The organism is Streptomyces sp. NPDC014861 (assembly GCF_043081625.1).
In the GTDB taxonomy this organism is placed as follows: domain Bacteria; phylum Actinomycetota; class Actinomycetes; order Streptomycetales; family Streptomycetaceae; genus Streptomyces.
Genome location: NZ_JBIBWV010000020.1, coordinates 120261 through 138192 on the forward strand (window position 1 = coordinate 120261; position 17932 = coordinate 138192).

Sequence of the window (17932 nt, forward strand, 5' to 3'; positions counted from 1 at the left end):
TAGACCGGCGGGATCACCCGGCGGGAGGGCGCACCGGTGTCAGTCCCGGCGCGCACTCCGCGCACGATCCGGCGGACGCCCCCGCGCGCGGAACACCGCGCGCCCTCGGGACCGGCCCCGCGGGGGGCGGAGGACCGCCCGTTCGCCGAGCCGCCCCCGTGCACCCCGCAGACCTTCTCGCCCCCGGCCTCGCGTATCGCCATGCCGGCCGCCTAGGCGCTCTCGGCCTGGAACATCCACGAATGCTTCTCGAGGTCGGCCGTGAGCGAGATCAGGATGTCCTGGCTGACCGGGTCGGGCTCGCCGGTGGCGTCCACGCGCTCCCGCATCCGGGTGATGACCGCGCCCAGCGAGGCCACCAGGATCTTCACCGCCTCGGCGTCCTTGATCCACCCCTCCGGCACGGTACCGATGGCGCTGTCGGAGGCCACCGTCGCGGCCCGTCCGTCCGGGTTGACCCCGAGCGCGGAGGCCCGCTCGGCCACCGTGTCGGAGTGCAGCCGAGCGGTGTCCACCACCTCGTCGAGCTGCAGATGGACGGAGCGGAAGCGCGGTCCGACCACGTTCCAGTGCACCTGCTTGGCGACCAGCGCCAGGTCGACGAGGTCGACGAGTGCTCCCTGGAGGGCGCCGCCGACCGTCTTGAGGTCGGCGTCGGACAGCGGGCTCTTCACGACAGACATGCGGACTCTCCAACCAGTCGTACGTATCCCCCACCATGGCACGCCTGTCCGGAATCCGACATCTCAAACAAAAGGCCCTACGCTTCGAACGAAAGGCCCCGCGCGCGGGTCTGTCGACACGACGAAGCCCCGACGGGCGCCCCACAGGGGGCACCGACCGGGGCTTCGACCCGTTCGGAATCAGGCGGCGACGACGTCCACGGCCTCCGCGGGCGCCTTGATGGTCACCCGCTCGGTGGGCACACCGGCCACCGACGTCACCGACACCGAATTGAGCATCGGACGGACCGGTGTCGGCACCGGTCCGCTCGAAGCCGCCGACTCGGCCAGTTCGGCCAGTGACAGCTCGTCGCTCACTTCGCGCATGAGCTCGGACATCCGTACGTCCAGCGCGTCGCAGATCGCGGAGAGCAGTTCGGAGGAAGCCTCCTTCTGCCCCCGCTCCACCTCGGAGAGATAGCCGAGCGAGACTCGGGCGGACGAGGAGACTTCGCGCAGAGTACGGCCCTGGCGCTGGCGCTGCCGACGCAGCACGTCACCCAGCAGGCGACGGAGCAGAATCATCGGTGGCTCCCTCCTCGGACCGCGTAGCCGCATCCTTCACGCCCCACCGTACCGCCTCGCGCCGCGGCCGTGCGGGGAGCGATGTCGTGTTCACTCAGGGCTGCAAACATCAATTCCCCCCGTTCTGTTCCGTATCCTGTGCCCGCGCATTTCCCGAGAGTTCCCCGTGGAGCAGTTCCAGTACGCTCCGCACACTCTCTCTACGAATGTCCGCGCGGTCGCCGTTCAATCTCAACGACACCACTTTCCCCGCCGCGGCGCCTGTCGTGGCGGGTCCGGCGACCGCCACGTAGACGGTCCCGACAGGCTGCCCGTCCTGCGGCTCGGGCCCCGCGACCCCGGTCGTCGCCATGCCCCAGTCGGCGCCCAGCCGGTCCCGTACACCCCGTGCCATCTGCACCGCGACCTCGGGATCCACCGCCCCGCGCTCATTCAGCAGGCCGGCCTCCACCCCCAGCAGCGCGTGCTTGAGGGGCGTCGCGTACGCCGTCACCGAGCCGAGGAAACTCCGCGAAGCTCCCGGCACCTCGGTCAGCTCCGCGGCCACCAGGCCCCCGGTCAGCGACTCGGCGGCGGCCAGCGTCTGGCCCCGCTCCGCGAGCAGACCGAGGACCCGGGCGGCCGCCGCGCTCATCGCGCCGACGCCTCCGCGCGGGCGGCGGCCCGCTCGGCGGCGAGCCCCTGCCGCCTCAGGACGACCGCCTGTCGCACATAATCCAGGCCGGTGACGACGGTCAGCACGACCGCCACCGTCATCACCCAGAAGCGGAGCGTCGCCAGCGGGCCGGTGAGCATCAGCACGTACATGCCGACCGCCGTGCCCTGGGCGAGCGTCTTCATCTTGCCGCCGCGGCTGGCCGGGATGACCCCGTGCCGGATCACCCAGAAGCGCATCAGCGTGATCCCCAGCTCACGCGCCAGGATCACCGCCGTCACCCACCAGGGCAGGTCGCCCAGAGCCGACAGGGAGATCAGGCCGGCCGCCATGATCGCCTTGTCGGCGATGGGGTCGGCGATCTTCCCGAAGTCGGTGACCAGGTTGTACGTACGGGCCAGATGTCCGTCGAAGACGTCCGTGATCATGGCGACGGCGAACGCGGCCCACGCCCAGGCCCGCCAGGCGGGGTCGTGCCCGCCGTCCTGGAGGAGCAGCACCACGAAGGCCGGCACGAGGACGAGCCGGATCATGGTGAGGATGTTGGCGATGTTCCACACGCTGACGGGGTTCACGGCCGCCGCGCCCAGCTTGCCGCGGGGCGCGGGCCTTCCGGTCCCGCCCGTCGCGGATGCCGGGACTCCGGTCATCTGCCCACCTCCTCGACAACGGGGGTCTGGGGGTCGCTCCCCAGCAGCTCGGCGCACTCCGCCACGAGGTCGACGCCCTCGGTGCTCACGACCTTCGCCCTGACCATACGGCCCGGGGCCAGGTCGAGGCCCACGCCACCACCGTCGACGAGGTAGACCTGCCCGTCCGTCTCCGGGGCCTGGTGCGCGGCGCGGCCGATCCAGCCGTCCTCCTCGTCCTCGGTCTCGACCAGTACCTCCAGCATCTCGCCGATCCGCTCCTCCGCGCGCTGGGCGGTGAGCTCCTCGGCGAGCCGGGAGAGGTGGGCGAGCCGCGCGTCCACGACCTCCTGGTCGAGCTTGTGCTCGTACGTGGCGGCCTCGGTGCCGTCCTCGTCGGAGTAGCCGAAGACGCCGATGGCGTCGAGGCGGGCGTGGGTGATGAAGCGTTCCAGCTCGGCGAAGTCGGCCTCGGTCTCGCCCGGGAAGCCGACGATGAAGTTGGAGCGGGCGCCGGCCGTCGGGGCCTTCTCGCGGATGGTGGCGAGCAGGTCGAGGAAGCGGTCGGTGTCCCCGAAGCGGCGCATGGCGCGCAGCACGTCCGGGGCGCTGTGCTGGAAGGACAGGTCGAAGTAGGGCACGACCTTGTCGGTGGAGGTGAGCACGTCGATCAGGCCGGGGCGCATCTCGGCCGGCTGGAGGTAGCTGACCCGGACGCGCTCGATGCCGTCGACGGCGGCGAGCTCGGGGAGCAGGCCCTCCAGGAGGCGGATGTCGCCGAGGTCCTTGCCGTACGAGGTGTTGTTCTCGGAGACCAGCATGATCTCCTTGACGCCCTGCTCGGCGAGCCAGCGGGTCTCGTTGAGCACGTCCGAGGGGCGGCGGGAGACGAAGCTGCCGCGGAAGGACGGGATGGCGCAGAAGGAGCAGCGGCGGTCGCAGCCGGAGGCCAGCTTCACGGAGGCGACGGGGCTGCGGTCGAGCCGGCGGCGGAGCGGGGCGCGCGGGCCGGAGGCGGGCGCCAGGCCCTCGGGCAGGTCGCCCGGGACGTTCTGCGGCTCCTCGGCGGCTCCGTGGCCCGGGAGGGCGACGTCGGCGGCGGCCTGCTGGCGGTCGACCGGGGAGAGCGGAAGGAGCTTGCGCCGGTCACGCGGGGTGTGCGCCTCGACACTGCCGCCGTTGAGGATGGTCTGGAGGCGGTTGGAGATGTCGGCGTAGTCGTCGAAGCCGAGCACGCCGTCGGCCTCGGGGAGGGCCTCGGCCAGCTCCTTGCCGTAGCGCTCGGCCATGCAGCCGACGGCGACGACGGCCTGGGTGCGGCCGTGGTCCTTCAGATCATTGGCTTCGAGGAGGGCGTCGACGGAGTCCTTCTTGGCGGCTTCGACGAAGCCGCAGGTGTTGACGACGGCTACGTCCGCTTCCTCGGCGTTCTCGACGAGCTCCCAGCCGTCCGCTGCCAAGCGGCCTGCGAGCTCCTCCGAGTCCACCTCGTTACGGGCGCAGCCGAGAGTGACAAGGGCGACGGTACGGCGTTCGGGCATGGGCTCAAGACTACTTCGTCCCGGACGTGACCCCGTCGCCCAGGGTTCACCTGCGCGACGGAGGTCACACCGGACGCGCCGGTGACACGGGGGTCACACCGGACGCGCCCGTCGCACCGGCCTCAGCCGGCGGTGGGGTCGCCCTTGGTGTAGCTGAGGCGCTCCACCTGGCCGTCCTCGAACTTCTCCGAGACCTTCCTGCCGTTCACATACAGCTCGATCGCGCCGGCGTTGCCGAGGACGAGGTCGACCTGCTCGTCGTCCTGGAAGGTCTTCGTGTCGCCCTCCTGGAGGAAGCCGTCGAAGATCATCTTGCCGTCGGACGCCTTGGCCGAGATCCAGCTCTTGCCGTCGGCGCTGAGCCGGATGGTGACCTTGTCGGCCGGGACCGCCGCGATGGCGCTCTCGGACGGCTTCGGGGCGGGCTTCACCGGCTTCGGCTTGGCCGTGGAGGAGGCCTTCTCGGGGGCGGGGGCGGGTCCGCCCTCGGCGGCCGTGGTCCCCTTCGGCTCCTCGGCGCCGTTGAACATCGTGAAGCCGACGAAGCCGACGACGGCGACGATCGCCGCCACCATGGCCGCGGTCCAGTTGGGCCGCCGGGGCTCGGGGCGGATGCGTTCCGCCTCGAAGAGCGGGGCGGCGGGGGTGGGCGAGGGACGGCCACCGTGCTCGGCGTCGTACTGCTCGATCAGCGGCGCCGGATCGAGCCCGACGGCACGCGCGAGCGTGCGGATGTGGCCGCGCGCGTAGACGTCGCCGCCGCAGCGCGAGAAGTCGTCCTCCTCGATGCCGTGCACGATCGGGATCCGGACACGGGTGGAGGCGCTGACCTCTTCGACGCTGAGGCCGGCGGCGATGCGGGCCTGCTGGAGGGTGCGACCGATCGGTTCCCGGTCGTCTGACGGGAACGTCCGGTCGTCTTCGGGGGAGTTGCCGATGGACACGAGAGCGCCTTTCGAGCGTGTAACCACCTGCTGGACGTTCAGTCTATGGGTGGTACGAAAGGGTGGGGCAACCGGGCGGGTGCGGTTTGTACGCCATGAGGTTGTACTTCGCGAGGATGGGACATCCTTCTGTCCCTCCGTCCAACTTGACGTACGGCCAGGGGAAACGGTTGCCCCCGGTTCCCTTACGAGTGAGTCTCGGCCAGGTCTCGAACGGGTACCCCGCCCCGGCCGCCCCACTCCTCCCGCCCGGTCACTCCTCCGACTCGCCGCGGATCACGGCGAGCACCCCGTCCAGCTCGTCCGGCTTGACGAGGACGTCCCTCGCCTTGGAGCCCTCGCTCGGGCCGACGATGTTCCGCGACTCCATCAGGTCCATCAGCCGCCCGGCCTTGGCGAAGCCCACCCGCAGCTTCCGCTGGAGCATCGAGGTCGAGCCGAACTGCGTCGAGACGACCAGCTCCGCCGCCTGGCACAGCAGGTCGAGGTCGTCGCCGATCTCCTCGTCGATCTCCTTCTTCTGCTTGGTGCCGACCGTGACGTCGTCCCGGAAGACGGGCGTCATCTGGTCCTTGCAGTGCTGCACCACGGCCGCGACCTCGGCCTCGGTGACGAAGGCCCCCTGCATGCGGGTCGGCTTGTTGGCGCCCATCGGCAGGAAGAGGCCGTCGCCCTTGCCGATGAGCTTCTCGGCGCCGGGCTGGTCGAGGATGACCCGGCTGTCGGCGAGCGAGGAGGTGGCGAAGGCGAGCCGGGAGGGCACGTTCGCCTTGATCAGACCGGTGACGACGTCCACCGACGGGCGCTGGGTGGCGAGCACCAGATGGATGCCGGCCGCGCGGGCCAGCTGGGTGATGCGGACGATGGCGTCCTCGACGTCCCGGGGGGCGACCATCATCAGGTCCGCGAGCTCGTCGACGATCACCAGGAGGTACGGGTAGGTCTTGAGCTCGCGCTCGCTGCCGGGCGGCAGCTGCACCTTGCCGTCGCGGATGGCCTGGTTGAAGTCGTCGATGTGCCGGAAGCCGAAGGCGGCCAGGTCGTCGTAGCGCAGGTCCATCTCGCGCACCACCCACTGGAGGGCCTCCGCGGCCCGCTTGGGGTTGGTGATGATCGGGGTGATCAGGTGCGGGATGCCCTCGTAGGCGGTGAGCTCGACCCGCTTGGGGTCGACGAGCACCATCCGGACGTCCTCCGGGGTCGCCCTTATCATCACGGAGGTGATGAGGCAGTTGATGCAGGACGACTTGCCGGAGCCGGTCGCGCCGGCCACCAGCACGTGCGGCATCTTCGCCAGGTTGGCCATCACGTAGCCGCCCTCGACGTCCTTGCCGAGCGCCACCAGCATCGGGTGCTCGTCCCCGGCCGCGTCCGCGAGCCGCAGCACGTCCCCGAGGTTGACCATCTCCCGGTCGCTGTTCGGGATCTCGATGCCGACGGCGGACTTGCCGGGGATCGGCGAGATGATCCGCACGTCCGGCGAGGCCACCGCGTAGGCGATGTTCTTCGTCAGCGCGGTGATCTTCTCGACCTTCACGGCCGGCCCGAGCTCGACCTCGTAGCGGGTGACCGTCGGCCCCCGGGTGAAGCCGGTGACGGCCGCGTCCACCTTGAACTCGGTGAAGACGTTCGACAGCGCGTCGACCACGGCGTCGTTCGCGGCCGAGCGGGTCTTGCCCGGCCCGCCCCGCTCCAGGAGGTCCAGGGACGGCAGCGCGTAGGTGATGTCCCCGGAGAGCTGGAGCTGCTCGGCACGGGCCGGCAGATCCGTCGGCTCCGGCGCCGGCTTGGTCAGATCCGGTACGGACCCGCCCGCCGCACGCTTCTCCCCGCCCCGCGCCGTCGGCACGTTCGGCGGCGACTTCGGCCTGGGCGGTACGGACCCGGTCGCCTCGTCCGTCGCCCCGCCGGCCCCCTCGCCGAGTGCCGCGGCCCGCTCGGCGGCCACGTCCCGGGTCAGGTCGGCGACCAGTGGCGAAGGCGGCATCCCGTTCAGCACCGCCCCGTCCAGCGCGGCGGCCGCCGCGGCGGCCACGTCGACCGGGTCCATGCCATGGTCCTGGCCGGCCGCCGTACGGGACCGGGAGCCGCGCCCGCGCCGCTCCAGCGCCTCCGCCTCGGCCCGGTCCACGTCGTAGGGGTCGGCCGGGCCGCCGGTACGGCGCCGGACCGGGCGGGCGGCGCGCGGCGGCGCCTCCTGCCAGTCGTCCTCGTACGCCTCCCTGCCCTCGTACTCCTCGGCGGTCTCCTCCTCCACGGGTTCGACGAGACCGAGCCGGACGCCGAGCGCGCGCAGCCGCTGCGGGATCGCGTTGACCGGCGTGGCGGTGACGACGAGCAGCCCGAAGAGGGTGAGCAGCACCAGGAGGGGCACCGCCAGCGCCTCCCCCGTCATGAAGACCAGCGGCTGGGACGAGGCCCAGCCGATCAGCCCGCCCGCGTCCTGCATCGCCTCGGAGCCGGCGTCCCGGCCGGGCGAACCGCAGGCGATGTGGACCTGGCCGAGGACGCCGATGACGAGGGCGGAGAGCCCGATGACGATCCGTCCGTTGGCCTCGGGCCGCTCCGGATAGCAGAAGAGCCGGAAGGAGATGGCGCCCAGCAGCAGCGGGACCAGCAGGTCGAGCCGGCCGAAGGCACCGGTGACCAGCATCTCGACGAGGTCGCCGACCGGGTTCTCCAGGTGGGACCAGGTGCCGGCGGCGACGATCAGCGAGGCGGCGAGCAGCAGCAGGGCGAGCCCGTCCTTGCGGTGGGCCGGGTCGAGCCCCTTGGCGCCGCGCCCTATCCCCCGGAACATCGCGCCGACGCCGTGCGCGGCGCCGCGCGCCACCTTGTACACGCCCCCGGTCGGGGACGGCGCCGGCTTGGGCGCGGGCCGCTTCGCCGCGGCCTTCCTCGCGGGAGCCCGCTTGGCGGGCGCGGCCTTCCTGGCCGCCGCCTTCTTCGCGGGCGGCTTGCCCGGGGACTTCGCCGTGGACTTGGCCGCCGCCTTCTTCGCGGCGCCCGTCGTCCGGCCGGCGCGCGACGCCGCGGTGCCCTGAGTACCCTTGCCGGACGTACGTGAAGCCATGGTGCTGAGGTTACCGGTGAGCGGCCGGGCTGTCCGCCTCACCCGAACGTGTCGCCCTTGCCCCGGCGCGGAGCTGACGGCCGGTCACCCGCCCCGGCCGCCCGTCGGGGAGGCACCCGGCGGGCGCCCAGGTCGCCTGCGGGATCGGCCGGGCCCTCAGCCCTGCGCGGGCAGCGAGGGCGCTCCGCCGGTCCCGGGCTCCAGCGCGTCGAGCGCCCTCCGCAGCCCGGTGAGCTTGCGCTCCAGGTGGGCGGCGGTGGCGACGGCCGCCGCGTCGGCGGACTCGTCGTCGAGCTGCTTGGACAGCGCCTCGGCCTGCTCCTCGACGGCGGCGAGCCGGGCGGACAGCTCCGCGAGCAGCCCGGCGGCCTCCTTGCCCTGGCCGCCCTCGCCACCACCCTCCAACTGCAGCCGCAGCAGCGACGCCTGCTCGCGGAGCTTGCAGTTCTTCATGTAGAGCTCGACGAAGACCGAGACCTTCGCCCGCAGCACCCACGGGTCGAAGGGCTTGGAGATGTAGTCGACCGCGCCCGCCGCGTACCCGCGGAAGGTGTGGTGCGGCCCGTGGTTGATCGCCGTCAGGAAGATGATCGGGATGTCCCGGGTCCGCTCGCGGCGCTTGATGTGCGCGGCGGTCTCGAATCCGTCCATACCGGGCATCTGGACGTCGAGCAGGATGACCGCGAAGTCGTCCGTCAGCAGCGCCTTGAGCGCTTCCTCCCCGGACGATGCCCGCACCAGCGTCTGATCGAGCGCGGAGAGAATGGCCTCCAGCGCCAGCAGATTCTCCGGCCGGTCATCGACCAGGAGGATCTTGGCCTTCTGCACCATGCCCTGTCCTCCTCGTCCCGGCAACGGCTCGACCCGGATCCCGGAACCGCTGCCGGAACCGGGGGAAGCACCGGGCGCCGCCCCGGAGGACGGCTTCCTGGCGCCGTCCGTCCTTGTGCCGGTCATCGTAGCCGCACCCCGCACGTCGCCACACCCTGTCACCGTGATGTCACTGTGCACAGTTCGGAAACGGGGCGCGGGTCCAGAAGGTTCCCCGTCCCGGAAGGTCTCACACGCGGACGGCGGGCGCACGCCGCGCGGTACCGGACTCCCGCGGGTCCGGCACCGCGCGGCGACCCGTCACGCGCCGCTCATCCACTGCTCCATGACGGAGAGCAGGTAGTCCGGGTCGACCGGCTTGGTGACGTAGTCGGAGGCGCCCGACTCGATCGCCTTCTCCCGGTCGCCCTTCATCGCCTTCGCGGTGAGCGCGATGATCGGCAGCCCCGCGAACTGCGGCATCCGCCGGATCGCGGTCGTCGTCGCGTACCCGTCCATCTCCGGCATCATGATGTCCATCAGAACGACCGTCACGTCGTCGTTCTGCTCCAGGACCTCGATCCCCTCCCGCCCGTTCTCCGCGTACAGCACCGCGAGCCCGTGCTGCTCCAGCACGCTGGTGAGAGCGAAGACGTTGCGGATGTCGTCGTCGACGATCAGGACCTTCTCACCGGAGAAGGAGTACGTGCGGCGCGGCGCCGGGGGCTCCTCCGGCTCGGCGGCGGCGGTCTCCGCGAGGGTGTCCGGCGGCACCTGCGGACCCGGCTGCCCGGGCACCGCGCCCCGGGCGCCGCCCGCACCCGCCGGGTCCGGCGTCTGTGCCGCGGGCCCGGCCTTGCGCCGGTGGCGGAAGAGCGCCCCGGTGCCCGGCCGCCCGTCGCCCCGTGCGGGAGCGGGCGGGAAGTGCGGGAAGGCGTACCCGCCCGGTCCCGCCTCGGCCTCCGGCTCCGGGTCGTCCGTCTCGCCCTGCCCGTACCCGTGCGGCGGCACCTCGGTCGGGTTCAGCGGCAGGTACAGGGTGAAGGTGGAGCCCCGGCCGGGCTCGCTCACCGCGAAGATCTCGCCGCCGAGCAGCCGGGCGATCTCCCGGCTGATGGACAGCCCGAGGCCCGTACCGCCGTACTTGCGGCTGGTGGTGCCGTCGGCCTGCTTGAAGGCCTCGAAGATGACCCGCATCTTGCTGGCCGCGATGCCGATGCCGGTGTCGGTGACCGAGAAGGCGATCAGGTCGGCGTCGGCGTCCCGCAGCGAACCGGCCTCCAGGAGCTGCTCCCGGATGGACTGCGGCACGTCGGCGCCGGCCGGCCGGATCACCAGCTCGACCGCGCCGGAGTCGGTGAACTTCACCGCGTTCGACAACAGGTTCCGCAGCACCTGGAGGAGCCGCTGCTCGTCGGTGTGGAGCGTGGCGGGCAGCTCGGGCGAGACGCGGACCGAGAAGTCCAGGCCCTTCTCCGCGGTGAGCGGCCGGAAGGTCGCCTCCACGTAGTCGACGAGCTGGACGAGGGCGATCCTCGTCGGGGACACGTCCATCTTGCCCGCCTCGACCTTCGACAGGTCGAGGATGTCGTTGATCAGCTGGAGCAGGTCGGAGCCGGCGCCGTGGATGGTCTCGGCGAACTCGACCTGCTTCGGTGTGAGGTTGGTCTCCGCGTTGTCCGCGAGCAGCTTGGCCAGGATGAGCAGCGAGTTGAGCGGGGTGCGCAGCTCGTGCGACATGTTGGCGAGGAACTCCGACTTGTAGCGCATGGAGACCGCGAGCTGTTCGGCGCGCTCCTCCAGGACCTGCCGGGCCTCCTCGATCTCGGTGTTCTTGACCTCGATGTCCCGGTTCTGACGGGCCAGCAGCTCGGCCTTGTCCTCCAGCTCGGCGTTGGAGTTCTGCAGCTCCTTCTGCCGGTGCTCCAGCTCCGCCGACCGCTCCTTCAGCTGCTCGGTCAGCTCCTGCGACTGCTGGAGCAGCACCTCGGTCTTGGTGTTGACGCTGATGGTGTTGACCGTGGTCGCGATCAGTTCGGCGATCTGGTTGAGGAAGTCCCGCTGGATCTGCGCGAACGGCTGGAAGGAGGCCAGCTCGATGACGCCGAGGACCTTCCCCTCGAAGAGCACGGGCAGCACGATCACGTGCGCGGGCGAGGCCTCGCCGAGCCCGGACGAGATCTTGAGGTAGCCCGGCGGCACGTTGACCTGGATGGTCCGCTTCTCCTCGGCCGCCGTCCCGATGAGGGTCTCGCCGGGGCGGAAGGAGGTCGGCATGGAGCCGGCGGAGTATCCGTAGCTCCCCCGCATGCGCAGCTCGTACGAGCCGCCGCCCTCGCCGACGAGTTCGGCGTCGTGGTTGGCGGCACCGATCGGGGTCGCCACGAAGAAGGCGCCGTGCTGCGCGGAGACCACCGGCGTCAGCTCGCTCATGATCAGCGAGGCGACGTCGTCGAGGTCCCGGCGGCCCTGCATCAGTCCGGAGATGCGGGCCAGGTTGGACTTGAGCCAGTCCTGCTCGTCGTTGGCGAGGGTGGTGTCGCGCAGGTTGGCGATCATCGTGTTGATGTTGTCCTGCAGCGCCTGGATCTCCCCGGCCGCGTCCACGCCGTCGATCTTGACGTTGAGGTCGCCGCGGGTGACCGCGGTGGCGACGGCCGCGATGGCCCGCACCTGCCGGGTGAGGTTCCCGGCCATCTCGTTCACGGAGAGGGTCAGGTCGCTCCAGGTGCCCTCCACGTCACGGACCCGGGCCTGACCGCCGAGCTGCCCGTCGGTGCCCACCTCGCGGGCGACGCGGGTGACCTCCTCGGCGAAGTTGGAGAGCTGGTCGACCATCGTGTTGATGGTGTTCTTCAGCTCCTGGATCTCGCCCCGGGCGTCGATGTCGATCTTGCGGGTGAGGTCGCCCTTGGCGATGGCGGTGGTGACCGCCGCGATCTGCCGCACCTGACCGGTCAGGTTGTCGGCCATGCTGTTCACCGAGTCGGTGAGGTCCTTCCAGGTGCCGGACCCGCCGGGCACCCGGGCCTGCCCGCCGAGGATGCCGTCGGTGCCCACCTCGCGGGCCACCCGGGTCACCTCGTCGGCGAACGCGGACAGGGTCGTCACCATCGTGTTGACGGTCTCGGCGAGCTCGGCGACCTCGCCGCGGGCCTCGACCGTGACCTTCTTCGTCAGATCGCCGTTGGCGACCGCCGAGGAGACGCGCGCGATGTTCCGCACCTGGCTCGTCAGGTTGTTGGCCATCAGGTTGACGTTGTCGCTCAGGTCCTTCCAGATGCCGGTCACCCCGCGCACCCGGGCCTGCCCGCCGAGGATGCCCTCGGTGCCCACCTCGCGGGCCACCCGGGTCACCTCGTCGGCGAAGTTCGACAGCTGGTCCACCATCGTGTTGACGGTGGTGACGAGCTCCAGGATCTCGCCCTTGGCGTCGACGGTGATCTTCTTCGACAGGTCGCCGCGGGCGACCGCGGTGGTGACCTCGGCGATGTTCCGGACCTGGAAGGTCAGGTTGTTCGCCATGAAGTTCACCGACTGGGTCAGGTCCTTCCAGGTGCCGGAGACCCCCTGCACCTCGGCCTGGCCGCCCAGGATGCCCTCCGTACCCACCTCGCGGGCGACCCTGGTCACCTGGTCGGCGAAGGAGGACAGCTGGTCCACCATCGTGTTGAGGGTGTTCTTCAGCTCCAGGATCTCGCCCCGGGCGTCCACGTCGATGGTCTGCGACAGGTCGCCCCGGGCGACCGCCGTGGCGACCTGCGCGATGTTCCGCACCTGGGCCGTCAGGTTCCCGGCCATGCCGTTCACCGAGTCGGTCAGGTCCCGCCACACACCGGCGACGCCCGGCACCTGCGCCTGACCGCCCAGCCGGCCGTCGGTGCCCACCTCGCGGGCCACCCGGGTCACCTGGTCCGCGAAGGCCGACAGCTGGTCCACCATCGTGTTGATGGTGTTCTTCAGCTCCAGGATCTCGCCCCGGGCGTCGACGTCGATCTTCTGCGACAGGTCACCGCGCGCCACGGCCGTCGTCACCTGCGCGATCTGCCGCACCTGTGAGGTCAGGTTGCCCGCCATGAAGTTCACCGAGTCGGTCAGCTCGCGCCAGCGCCCGGAGACCCCGTCCACCCGCGCCTGACCGCCCAGCCGGCCCTCGGTGCCCACGTCCCGGGCCATCCGCGTGACCTGGTCGGCGAAGGACGACAGCTGCGACACCATCGTGTTGACGGTGTTCTTCAGCTCCAGCATCTCGCCGGCGACGTCGACCGTGACCTTCTGCGACAGGTCGCCGTTCGCCACCGCCGTCGTCACCTGCGCGATGTCCCGCACCTGACCGGTCAGGTTCCGGAAGGCGGTGTTCACCGAGTCGGTGAGGTCCTTCCAGGTGCCGGCCGCGCCCTGCACCTGGGCCTGTCCGCCGAGGCGGCCCTCGACACCGACCTCCCGGGCCACCCGGGTCACCTCGGAACCGAACGCCGACAGCTGGTCCACCATCGTATTGACGGTGTTCTTCAGCTCCAGCATCTCGCCGGCGACGTCCACGGTGACCTTCTGCGACAGGTCGCCGTTGGCCACCGCCGTCGTCACCTGCGCGATGTCCCGCACCTGTGTGGTGATGTTCCGGAAGACCGTGTTGACCGAGTCGGTCAGGTCCTTCCAGGTGCCCGCCGCGCCCGGCACCTGTGCCTGACCGCCGAGCAGACCCTCCGCGCCGACCTCGCCCGACACCCGGGTCACCTCGTCGGCGAAGGTCCGCAGGGTCTCGGTCATCTGGTTGATGGTGTCGGCGAGTTGGGCGATCTCACCGCGCGCGCTCACGGTGACCTTCTGCGACAGGTCGCCGTTGGCGACCGCCGTCGTCACCTCCGCGATCCCTCGCACCTGGCTGGTGAGGTTGCCGGCCATCGTGTTGACGGAGTCGGTGAGGTCCTTCCACACGCCGGCCACCCCGGCGACCTCGGCCTGACCGCCGAGCTCGCCCTCGGTGCCCACCTCACGGGCCACCCGGGTCACCTCGGACGAGAACGACGACAGCTGGTCCACCATCGTGTTCACGGTGTTCTTCAGCGACAGCATCTCGCCGGCCACGTTCGCCGTGACCTTCTGCGACAGGTCGCCGTTGGCCACCGCCGTCGTCACCAGCGCGATGTCCCGCACCTGCGCCGTCAGCTGGTTCGCCATCGTGTTGACGGAGTCCGTGAGGTCCTTCCACGACCCGGACACGCCCCGCACGTGCGCCTGCCCGCCGAGGATGCCCTCCGTGCCCACCTCGACGGCGACCCGGGTCACCTCGGAGGCGAACACCGACAGCTGGTCGACGAGGTGGTTGACGGTACGCGCGACCTTCAGGAACTCCCCGCGCAGCGGCCGGACCGTCCCGTCCGAACCCTCCGAACGCAAGTCCATCCGCTGTTCGAGGTCGCCCTCGGCGACCGCCGTCAGCACCCGGCTCACCTCGGACACCGGCCGCGCGAGATCGTCGACGAGCGCGTTGGCCGCCTCGATCGCCGCCGCCCAGGCGCCCTCGGTGGTCCCCGCCTCCAGCCGCTCGGACAGCTTGCCCTCACGCCCGACCACCCGCCGCACCCGCGACAGCTCGCCGGTCACGTGCATCTGCCGGTCGGCGACCTCGTTGAAGACGGCCGCGATCTCGGCCATCACCCCGTCGCCGGAGACGGTCAGCCGCCTCCGCAGATTGCCGTCGCGCATGGACACGAGCGCGGACAGCAGCCGCTCCAGCGCGGCCGCGTCCACCTGTACCGTCCCCCCACGGGAACGACCGCCCCTCGCGCGCGTGCCGCTGCCGCCGCCGCGTCGCGCCGCCGTGCCAGAGTCCACCGTGTCCCTCCCGAAAGGGGTCGACCGTTCCGCTTCGGCTCCCGCCCAAGCATGCCCAGTGTTTCACCGCGACCGAACCAGGCGATAACAGTTCGGCAGCTTCGCACAACGTCCCCACCCCGTGAGGGCGGAAACAGCGGAGACCGGCATCCGCGGGGACGGCGAAGGTAAGTAACCTGGCATCCGGCTGTCCAGCCGCCCCGGTCCGCCCGGCGGGGGCGGTGTGGAGCGTGGACGACCACCGGGCAGTGGGAGGGGCAGACCGAGCATGGCAGAGCCGGGCGTCGAGACGCGTACGAGGAGTGCTGTGATCACCGCGCGGGCGACTGCCACCTTCGACCCCGTCGGACGGTCCGTCGCCGCCGCCCGGGCCTTCGTCCGGGACACCCTCCAGGGCTGGGGCCACCCGGAGCTGGTGGACGACGCCGTCGTCCTCACCAGCGAGCTGGTCACCAACGCCGTGGTGCACGCCGGCACCGCCGCCGACGTCCTGTGCCTGCGCTCCGAGGACAGTGTCCGCATCGAGGTGGCCGACCGCTACCCGGAGCGCGAGATCCCGGTCCAGAGCGGCCGCGGCATCGCGAGCCCGGACCGGGAGAACGGCCGCGGCCTGCTCCTGTGCGCCGCCCTCGCCGACCGCTGGGGCGTCGACTACTCCCCCACCCGCAAGCACGTCTGGTTCCACCTCGACCTCCCCCAGCGCCCGGTCGGCACCCGCTCGGCCGGGCCGGTCCTGCCCGACGCCCTGCTCCCGGTCGCCGACAGCCGCGTCCGTGTCGCCGTCGTCCAGATCGACCAGGCCGGCTCGATCACCTCCTGGAACGAGGACGCCGAGGAGCTCTTCGGGTACGCCTCCGAGCACGTCGTCGGCAAGCCGCTCGGCGACCTCGCCGCCTGGCCCCACACCCCCGGCATCGGCACCGGCCTCGCCGAGGCCCTCCGCCACTCCCGCTGGGAGGGCAGTTACGGACTCCGCCGCGCCGACGGCCGCGTCATCCCCGTGTACGCCTCCCACCTGCGGGTCCGCGACGCGGCCGGCGAGCCGTCCACGGTCTGCCTCCTGGTCCGGGAGGACGAGCGGGCGGTCCTCCAGACCCCGCAGCGTCCGGCGGCCGATTCCGGTGCGGAGAGCCGCGCCACGGACCCCTTCGAGGTCTTCATCGGCTCCCCCGCCCCCGACGACCTGGACGGTCTGCTCCAGCGCACGGTGGAGCGGGCCCGGGACATGCTCGACGGCGACGCCGCCTTCCTCCTGCTGGCCACCGACGACGAGACCGAGCTGGAGGTCCGCGCGACGACCGGCCTCCCGGCGGCCCGCCAGCGCTTCGCCCGCGTCCCGGTGGAGACGGGCGCCAGCCGCTACGGCTCCGCCCGCATGCCCGCCGTCCACGAGGACCTGGCCGCCGTCCCCGGCGCCGTGCCGCTCCTCGAAGGCACCGGCATGCGCTCGGTCGTCACCGTCCCGCTGAAGGTCGAGGGCCGTCTCACCGGCTCCCTCGGCGTCGCCGCGGAGGCCTCGAACCGCTACTCGAACGAGGAGGCACTCCGTCTCCAGTTCGCCGCCGACCGGATCGCCCTGGCCGTCGAGTCGGCCCGCCTGGGCGAGCTGGAGCGGCTCCGCCGCGGCTCCCTCAGCTTCCTCGTCGAGGCCTCCGACCTGCTGGCCGGCACCCTCGACCGCGACCAGACGCTGGCGCTGATGGCCCAGATGACGGTCCCGACCCTGGCCACCTGGTGCGCGGTCTACACGATCGCCGACCCGACCTCGGATCCGTACCTGTCGTACGTGCTCCACGAGGACGAGGACCGCATCGACGGCCTGAAGGCCCTGCTCCTCTCCATCGCCCCGCCCGATCCGGTGCCGTCCCCCGGTGCACGGCTCTGGACGGCCCCGGGCGACGCCGCCCACCGCGCCGCGCTGACCGCGTCGGCCCGCGAGCTGGAGCACCTGGGCAGCCCGCTCTCCTCCGGCATCGACACCGCCCTCGCCACGGCCGGCGCGGTGGCCGGCGAGACGGTGGTCCTGCCCCTGGTCGCCCGCAACAGGGTGATCGGCATGCTCACCCTGGGCCGCCCGGCCGAGGACCACTTCCGCCAGGAGATCCTGGAGCTCGCCGAGGACCTCTCGCGCCGGGCCGCCCTGGCCCTGGACAACGCGCGCCTGTACTCGGAGCGCAACGCCATCAGCCAGTCCCTCCAGCGCAGCCTCCTCCCGCCCGACCTCCCCAAGATCCCGGGTGTCGAGGTGGACGTCATCTACCGCGCGGCCGGCGAGGGCAACGAGGTGGGAGGAGACTTCTACGACGTCTTCCCCATCCGGGACGACGTGTACGGCTTCGCCATCGGCGACGTCTGCGGCACGGGCCCGGAGGCCGCGGCCGTCACGGGCCTGGCCCGCCACGCCCTGCGCCTGCTGGCCCGTGAGGGCTTCGGCGGCCCGGCCGTCCTGGAGCGACTGAACGCGGCCATCCTCGACGAGGGCGCCCGCAGTCGCTTCCTGACCCTCCTGTACGGCGAGCTCCGCCCCCAGCCGGACGGCTCGGCGCTCCTGAAGGTGGTCTGCGCCGGACATCCGCTCCCGCTCCGCCTCCGTCCCGACGGCACGGTCAGCCCGGCCGCGGAGCCCCAGCCACTGCTGGGTGTGATGGAGGACCTGGAGCTGTACGAGGAGACCTTCACGCTCGATCCGGGTGACGTGCTCCTCTGTGTCACGGACGGCGTGACCGAGCGCCGTGAGGGCACCCGCATGCTGGGCGACGACGGCCTCGCCGACGCCCTCGCGACCTGTACGGGCCTGACGGCCGGTGCGGTCGGCGGGCGTATCCTCCGCGCCGTGGAGCGCTTCGCCCACGCCCCCGCGTCCGACGACATGGCCATCCTGACGATGCGCCTGCGGGAGCCGGACCCGAGCTGACACCGGACGGGGCCGGCGCCTCCACCAGGAGGTGCCGGCCCCGCCTCTCCCCTCAATTCCCCGGAAACGCAAGAAGGCCCCCGCCACAAGGCGGGGGCCTTCTTTCTCTGAGCCCTTTAACGGAATCGAACCGTTGACCTTCTCCTTACCATGGAGACGCTCTACCGACTGAGCTAAAAGGGCGGGTTGTTCGGCGGTGTCCTACTCTCCCACAGGGTCCCCCCTGCAGTACCATCGGCGCTGAAAGGCTTAGCTTCCGGGTTCGGAATGTAACCGGGCGT

Annotated in this window: 10 protein-coding genes, 1 tRNA gene and 1 rRNA gene; 1 reads left to right on the top strand and 11 read right to left on the bottom strand. The window is 71.5% G+C overall.

Features of this window, described 5'->3' with window-relative positions:
• Positions 1 to 212 precede the first annotated feature (212 nt).
• The 9 genes from ACF1BN_RS29395 to ACF1BN_RS29435 form a co-directional block, all read right to left on the bottom strand.
• Positions 213 to 683: a Dps family protein gene (locus ACF1BN_RS29395; RefSeq protein WP_392334619.1), complete on the bottom strand. Its 471-nt coding sequence runs from the start codon at positions 681 to 683 to the stop codon at positions 213 to 215.
• A gap of 180 nt (positions 684 to 863) precedes the next feature.
• Positions 864 to 1247 (bottom strand): helix-turn-helix domain-containing protein, encoded by a 384-nt coding sequence (locus ACF1BN_RS29400; RefSeq protein WP_392334620.1) that lies wholly within the window; start codon positions 1245 to 1247, stop codon positions 864 to 866.
• Between the two features lie 109 nt (positions 1248 to 1356).
• Positions 1357 to 1881, bottom strand: coding sequence for a CinA family protein (locus ACF1BN_RS29405; protein WP_392334621.1), 525 nt, complete (start codon positions 1879 to 1881; stop codon positions 1357 to 1359).
• Complete coding sequence (pgsA, locus tag ACF1BN_RS29410) at positions 1878 to 2552, bottom strand: CDP-diacylglycerol--glycerol-3-phosphate 3-phosphatidyltransferase (RefSeq protein ID WP_392334622.1); 675 nt, start codon at positions 2550 to 2552, stop codon at positions 1878 to 1880. The genes ACF1BN_RS29405 and pgsA overlap by 4 nt, the downstream gene beginning before the upstream one ends.
• Positions 2549 to 4072, bottom strand: a complete 1524-nt coding sequence (gene rimO / locus ACF1BN_RS29415; protein WP_392334623.1) for a 30S ribosomal protein S12 methylthiotransferase RimO — start codon at positions 4070 to 4072, stop codon at positions 2549 to 2551. The genes pgsA and rimO overlap by 4 nt, the downstream gene beginning before the upstream one ends.
• Before the next feature lie 122 nt (positions 4073 to 4194).
• On the bottom strand, positions 4195 to 5016 hold the full coding sequence (locus ACF1BN_RS29420) for a helix-turn-helix domain-containing protein (RefSeq protein WP_392334624.1): 822 nt from the start codon (positions 5014 to 5016) through the stop codon (positions 4195 to 4197).
• A 253-nt stretch (positions 5017 to 5269) separates the two neighbouring features.
• Positions 5270 to 8089, bottom strand: a complete 2820-nt coding sequence (locus ACF1BN_RS29425; RefSeq protein ID WP_392334625.1) for a DNA translocase FtsK — start codon at positions 8087 to 8089, stop codon at positions 5270 to 5272.
• 156 nt (positions 8090 to 8245) lie between these two features.
• Positions 8246 to 8920, bottom strand: coding sequence for a two-component system response regulator (locus ACF1BN_RS29430; protein WP_392334626.1), 675 nt, complete (start codon positions 8918 to 8920; stop codon positions 8246 to 8248).
• A 300-nt stretch (positions 8921 to 9220) separates the two neighbouring features.
• Positions 9221 to 14737, bottom strand: coding sequence for a HAMP domain-containing protein (locus ACF1BN_RS29435; protein WP_392334627.1), 5517 nt, complete (start codon positions 14735 to 14737; stop codon positions 9221 to 9223).
• Positions 14738 to 15005: 268 nt separating this feature from the next.
• On the opposite strand from ACF1BN_RS29435, the gene ACF1BN_RS29440 reads away from it, so the two are divergent.
• Complete coding sequence (locus tag ACF1BN_RS29440; protein WP_392334628.1) at positions 15006 to 17651, top strand: SpoIIE family protein phosphatase; 2646 nt, start codon at positions 15006 to 15008, stop codon at positions 17649 to 17651.
• A gap of 110 nt (positions 17652 to 17761) precedes the next feature.
• Here the strand turns inward: ACF1BN_RS29440 and ACF1BN_RS29445 are convergent.
• Together ACF1BN_RS29445 and rrf are read right to left on the bottom strand one after the other, a co-directional pair.
• Positions 17762 to 17834: transfer RNA gene (locus ACF1BN_RS29445), tRNA-Thr, on the bottom strand.
• 5 nt (positions 17835 to 17839) lie between these two features.
• Positions 17840 to 17932: ribosomal RNA gene (rrf, locus tag ACF1BN_RS29450) — 5S ribosomal RNA — on the bottom strand; the annotation flags it as partial.

Excerpts from the sequence above, each read along its gene's own strand:
- ACF1BN_RS29395 (WP_392334619.1), bottom strand. The coding sequence starts at position 683 with ATGTCTGTCGTGAAGAGCCCGCTGTCCGACGCCGACCTCAAGACGGTC.
- ACF1BN_RS29400 (WP_392334620.1), bottom strand. The coding sequence starts at position 1,247 with ATGATTCTGCTCCGTCGCCTGCTGGGTGACGTGCTGCGTCGGCAGCGC.
- ACF1BN_RS29405 (WP_392334621.1), bottom strand. The coding sequence starts at position 1,881 with ATGAGCGCGGCGGCCGCCCGGGTCCTCGGTCTGCTCGCGGAGCGGGGC.
- pgsA (WP_392334622.1), bottom strand. The coding sequence starts at position 2,552 with ATGACCGGAGTCCCGGCATCCGCGACGGGCGGGACCGGAAGGCCCGCG.
- rimO (WP_392334623.1), bottom strand. The coding sequence starts at position 4,072 with ATGCCCGAACGCCGTACCGTCGCCCTTGTCACTCTCGGCTGCGCCCGT.
- ACF1BN_RS29425 (WP_392334625.1), bottom strand. The coding sequence starts at position 8,089 with ATGGCTTCACGTACGTCCGGCAAGGGTACTCAGGGCACCGCGGCGTCG.
- ACF1BN_RS29430 (WP_392334626.1), bottom strand. The coding sequence starts at position 8,920 with ATGGTGCAGAAGGCCAAGATCCTCCTGGTCGATGACCGGCCGGAGAAT.
- ACF1BN_RS29440 (WP_392334628.1), top strand. The coding sequence starts at position 15,006 with ATGGCAGAGCCGGGCGTCGAGACGCGTACGAGGAGTGCTGTGATCACC.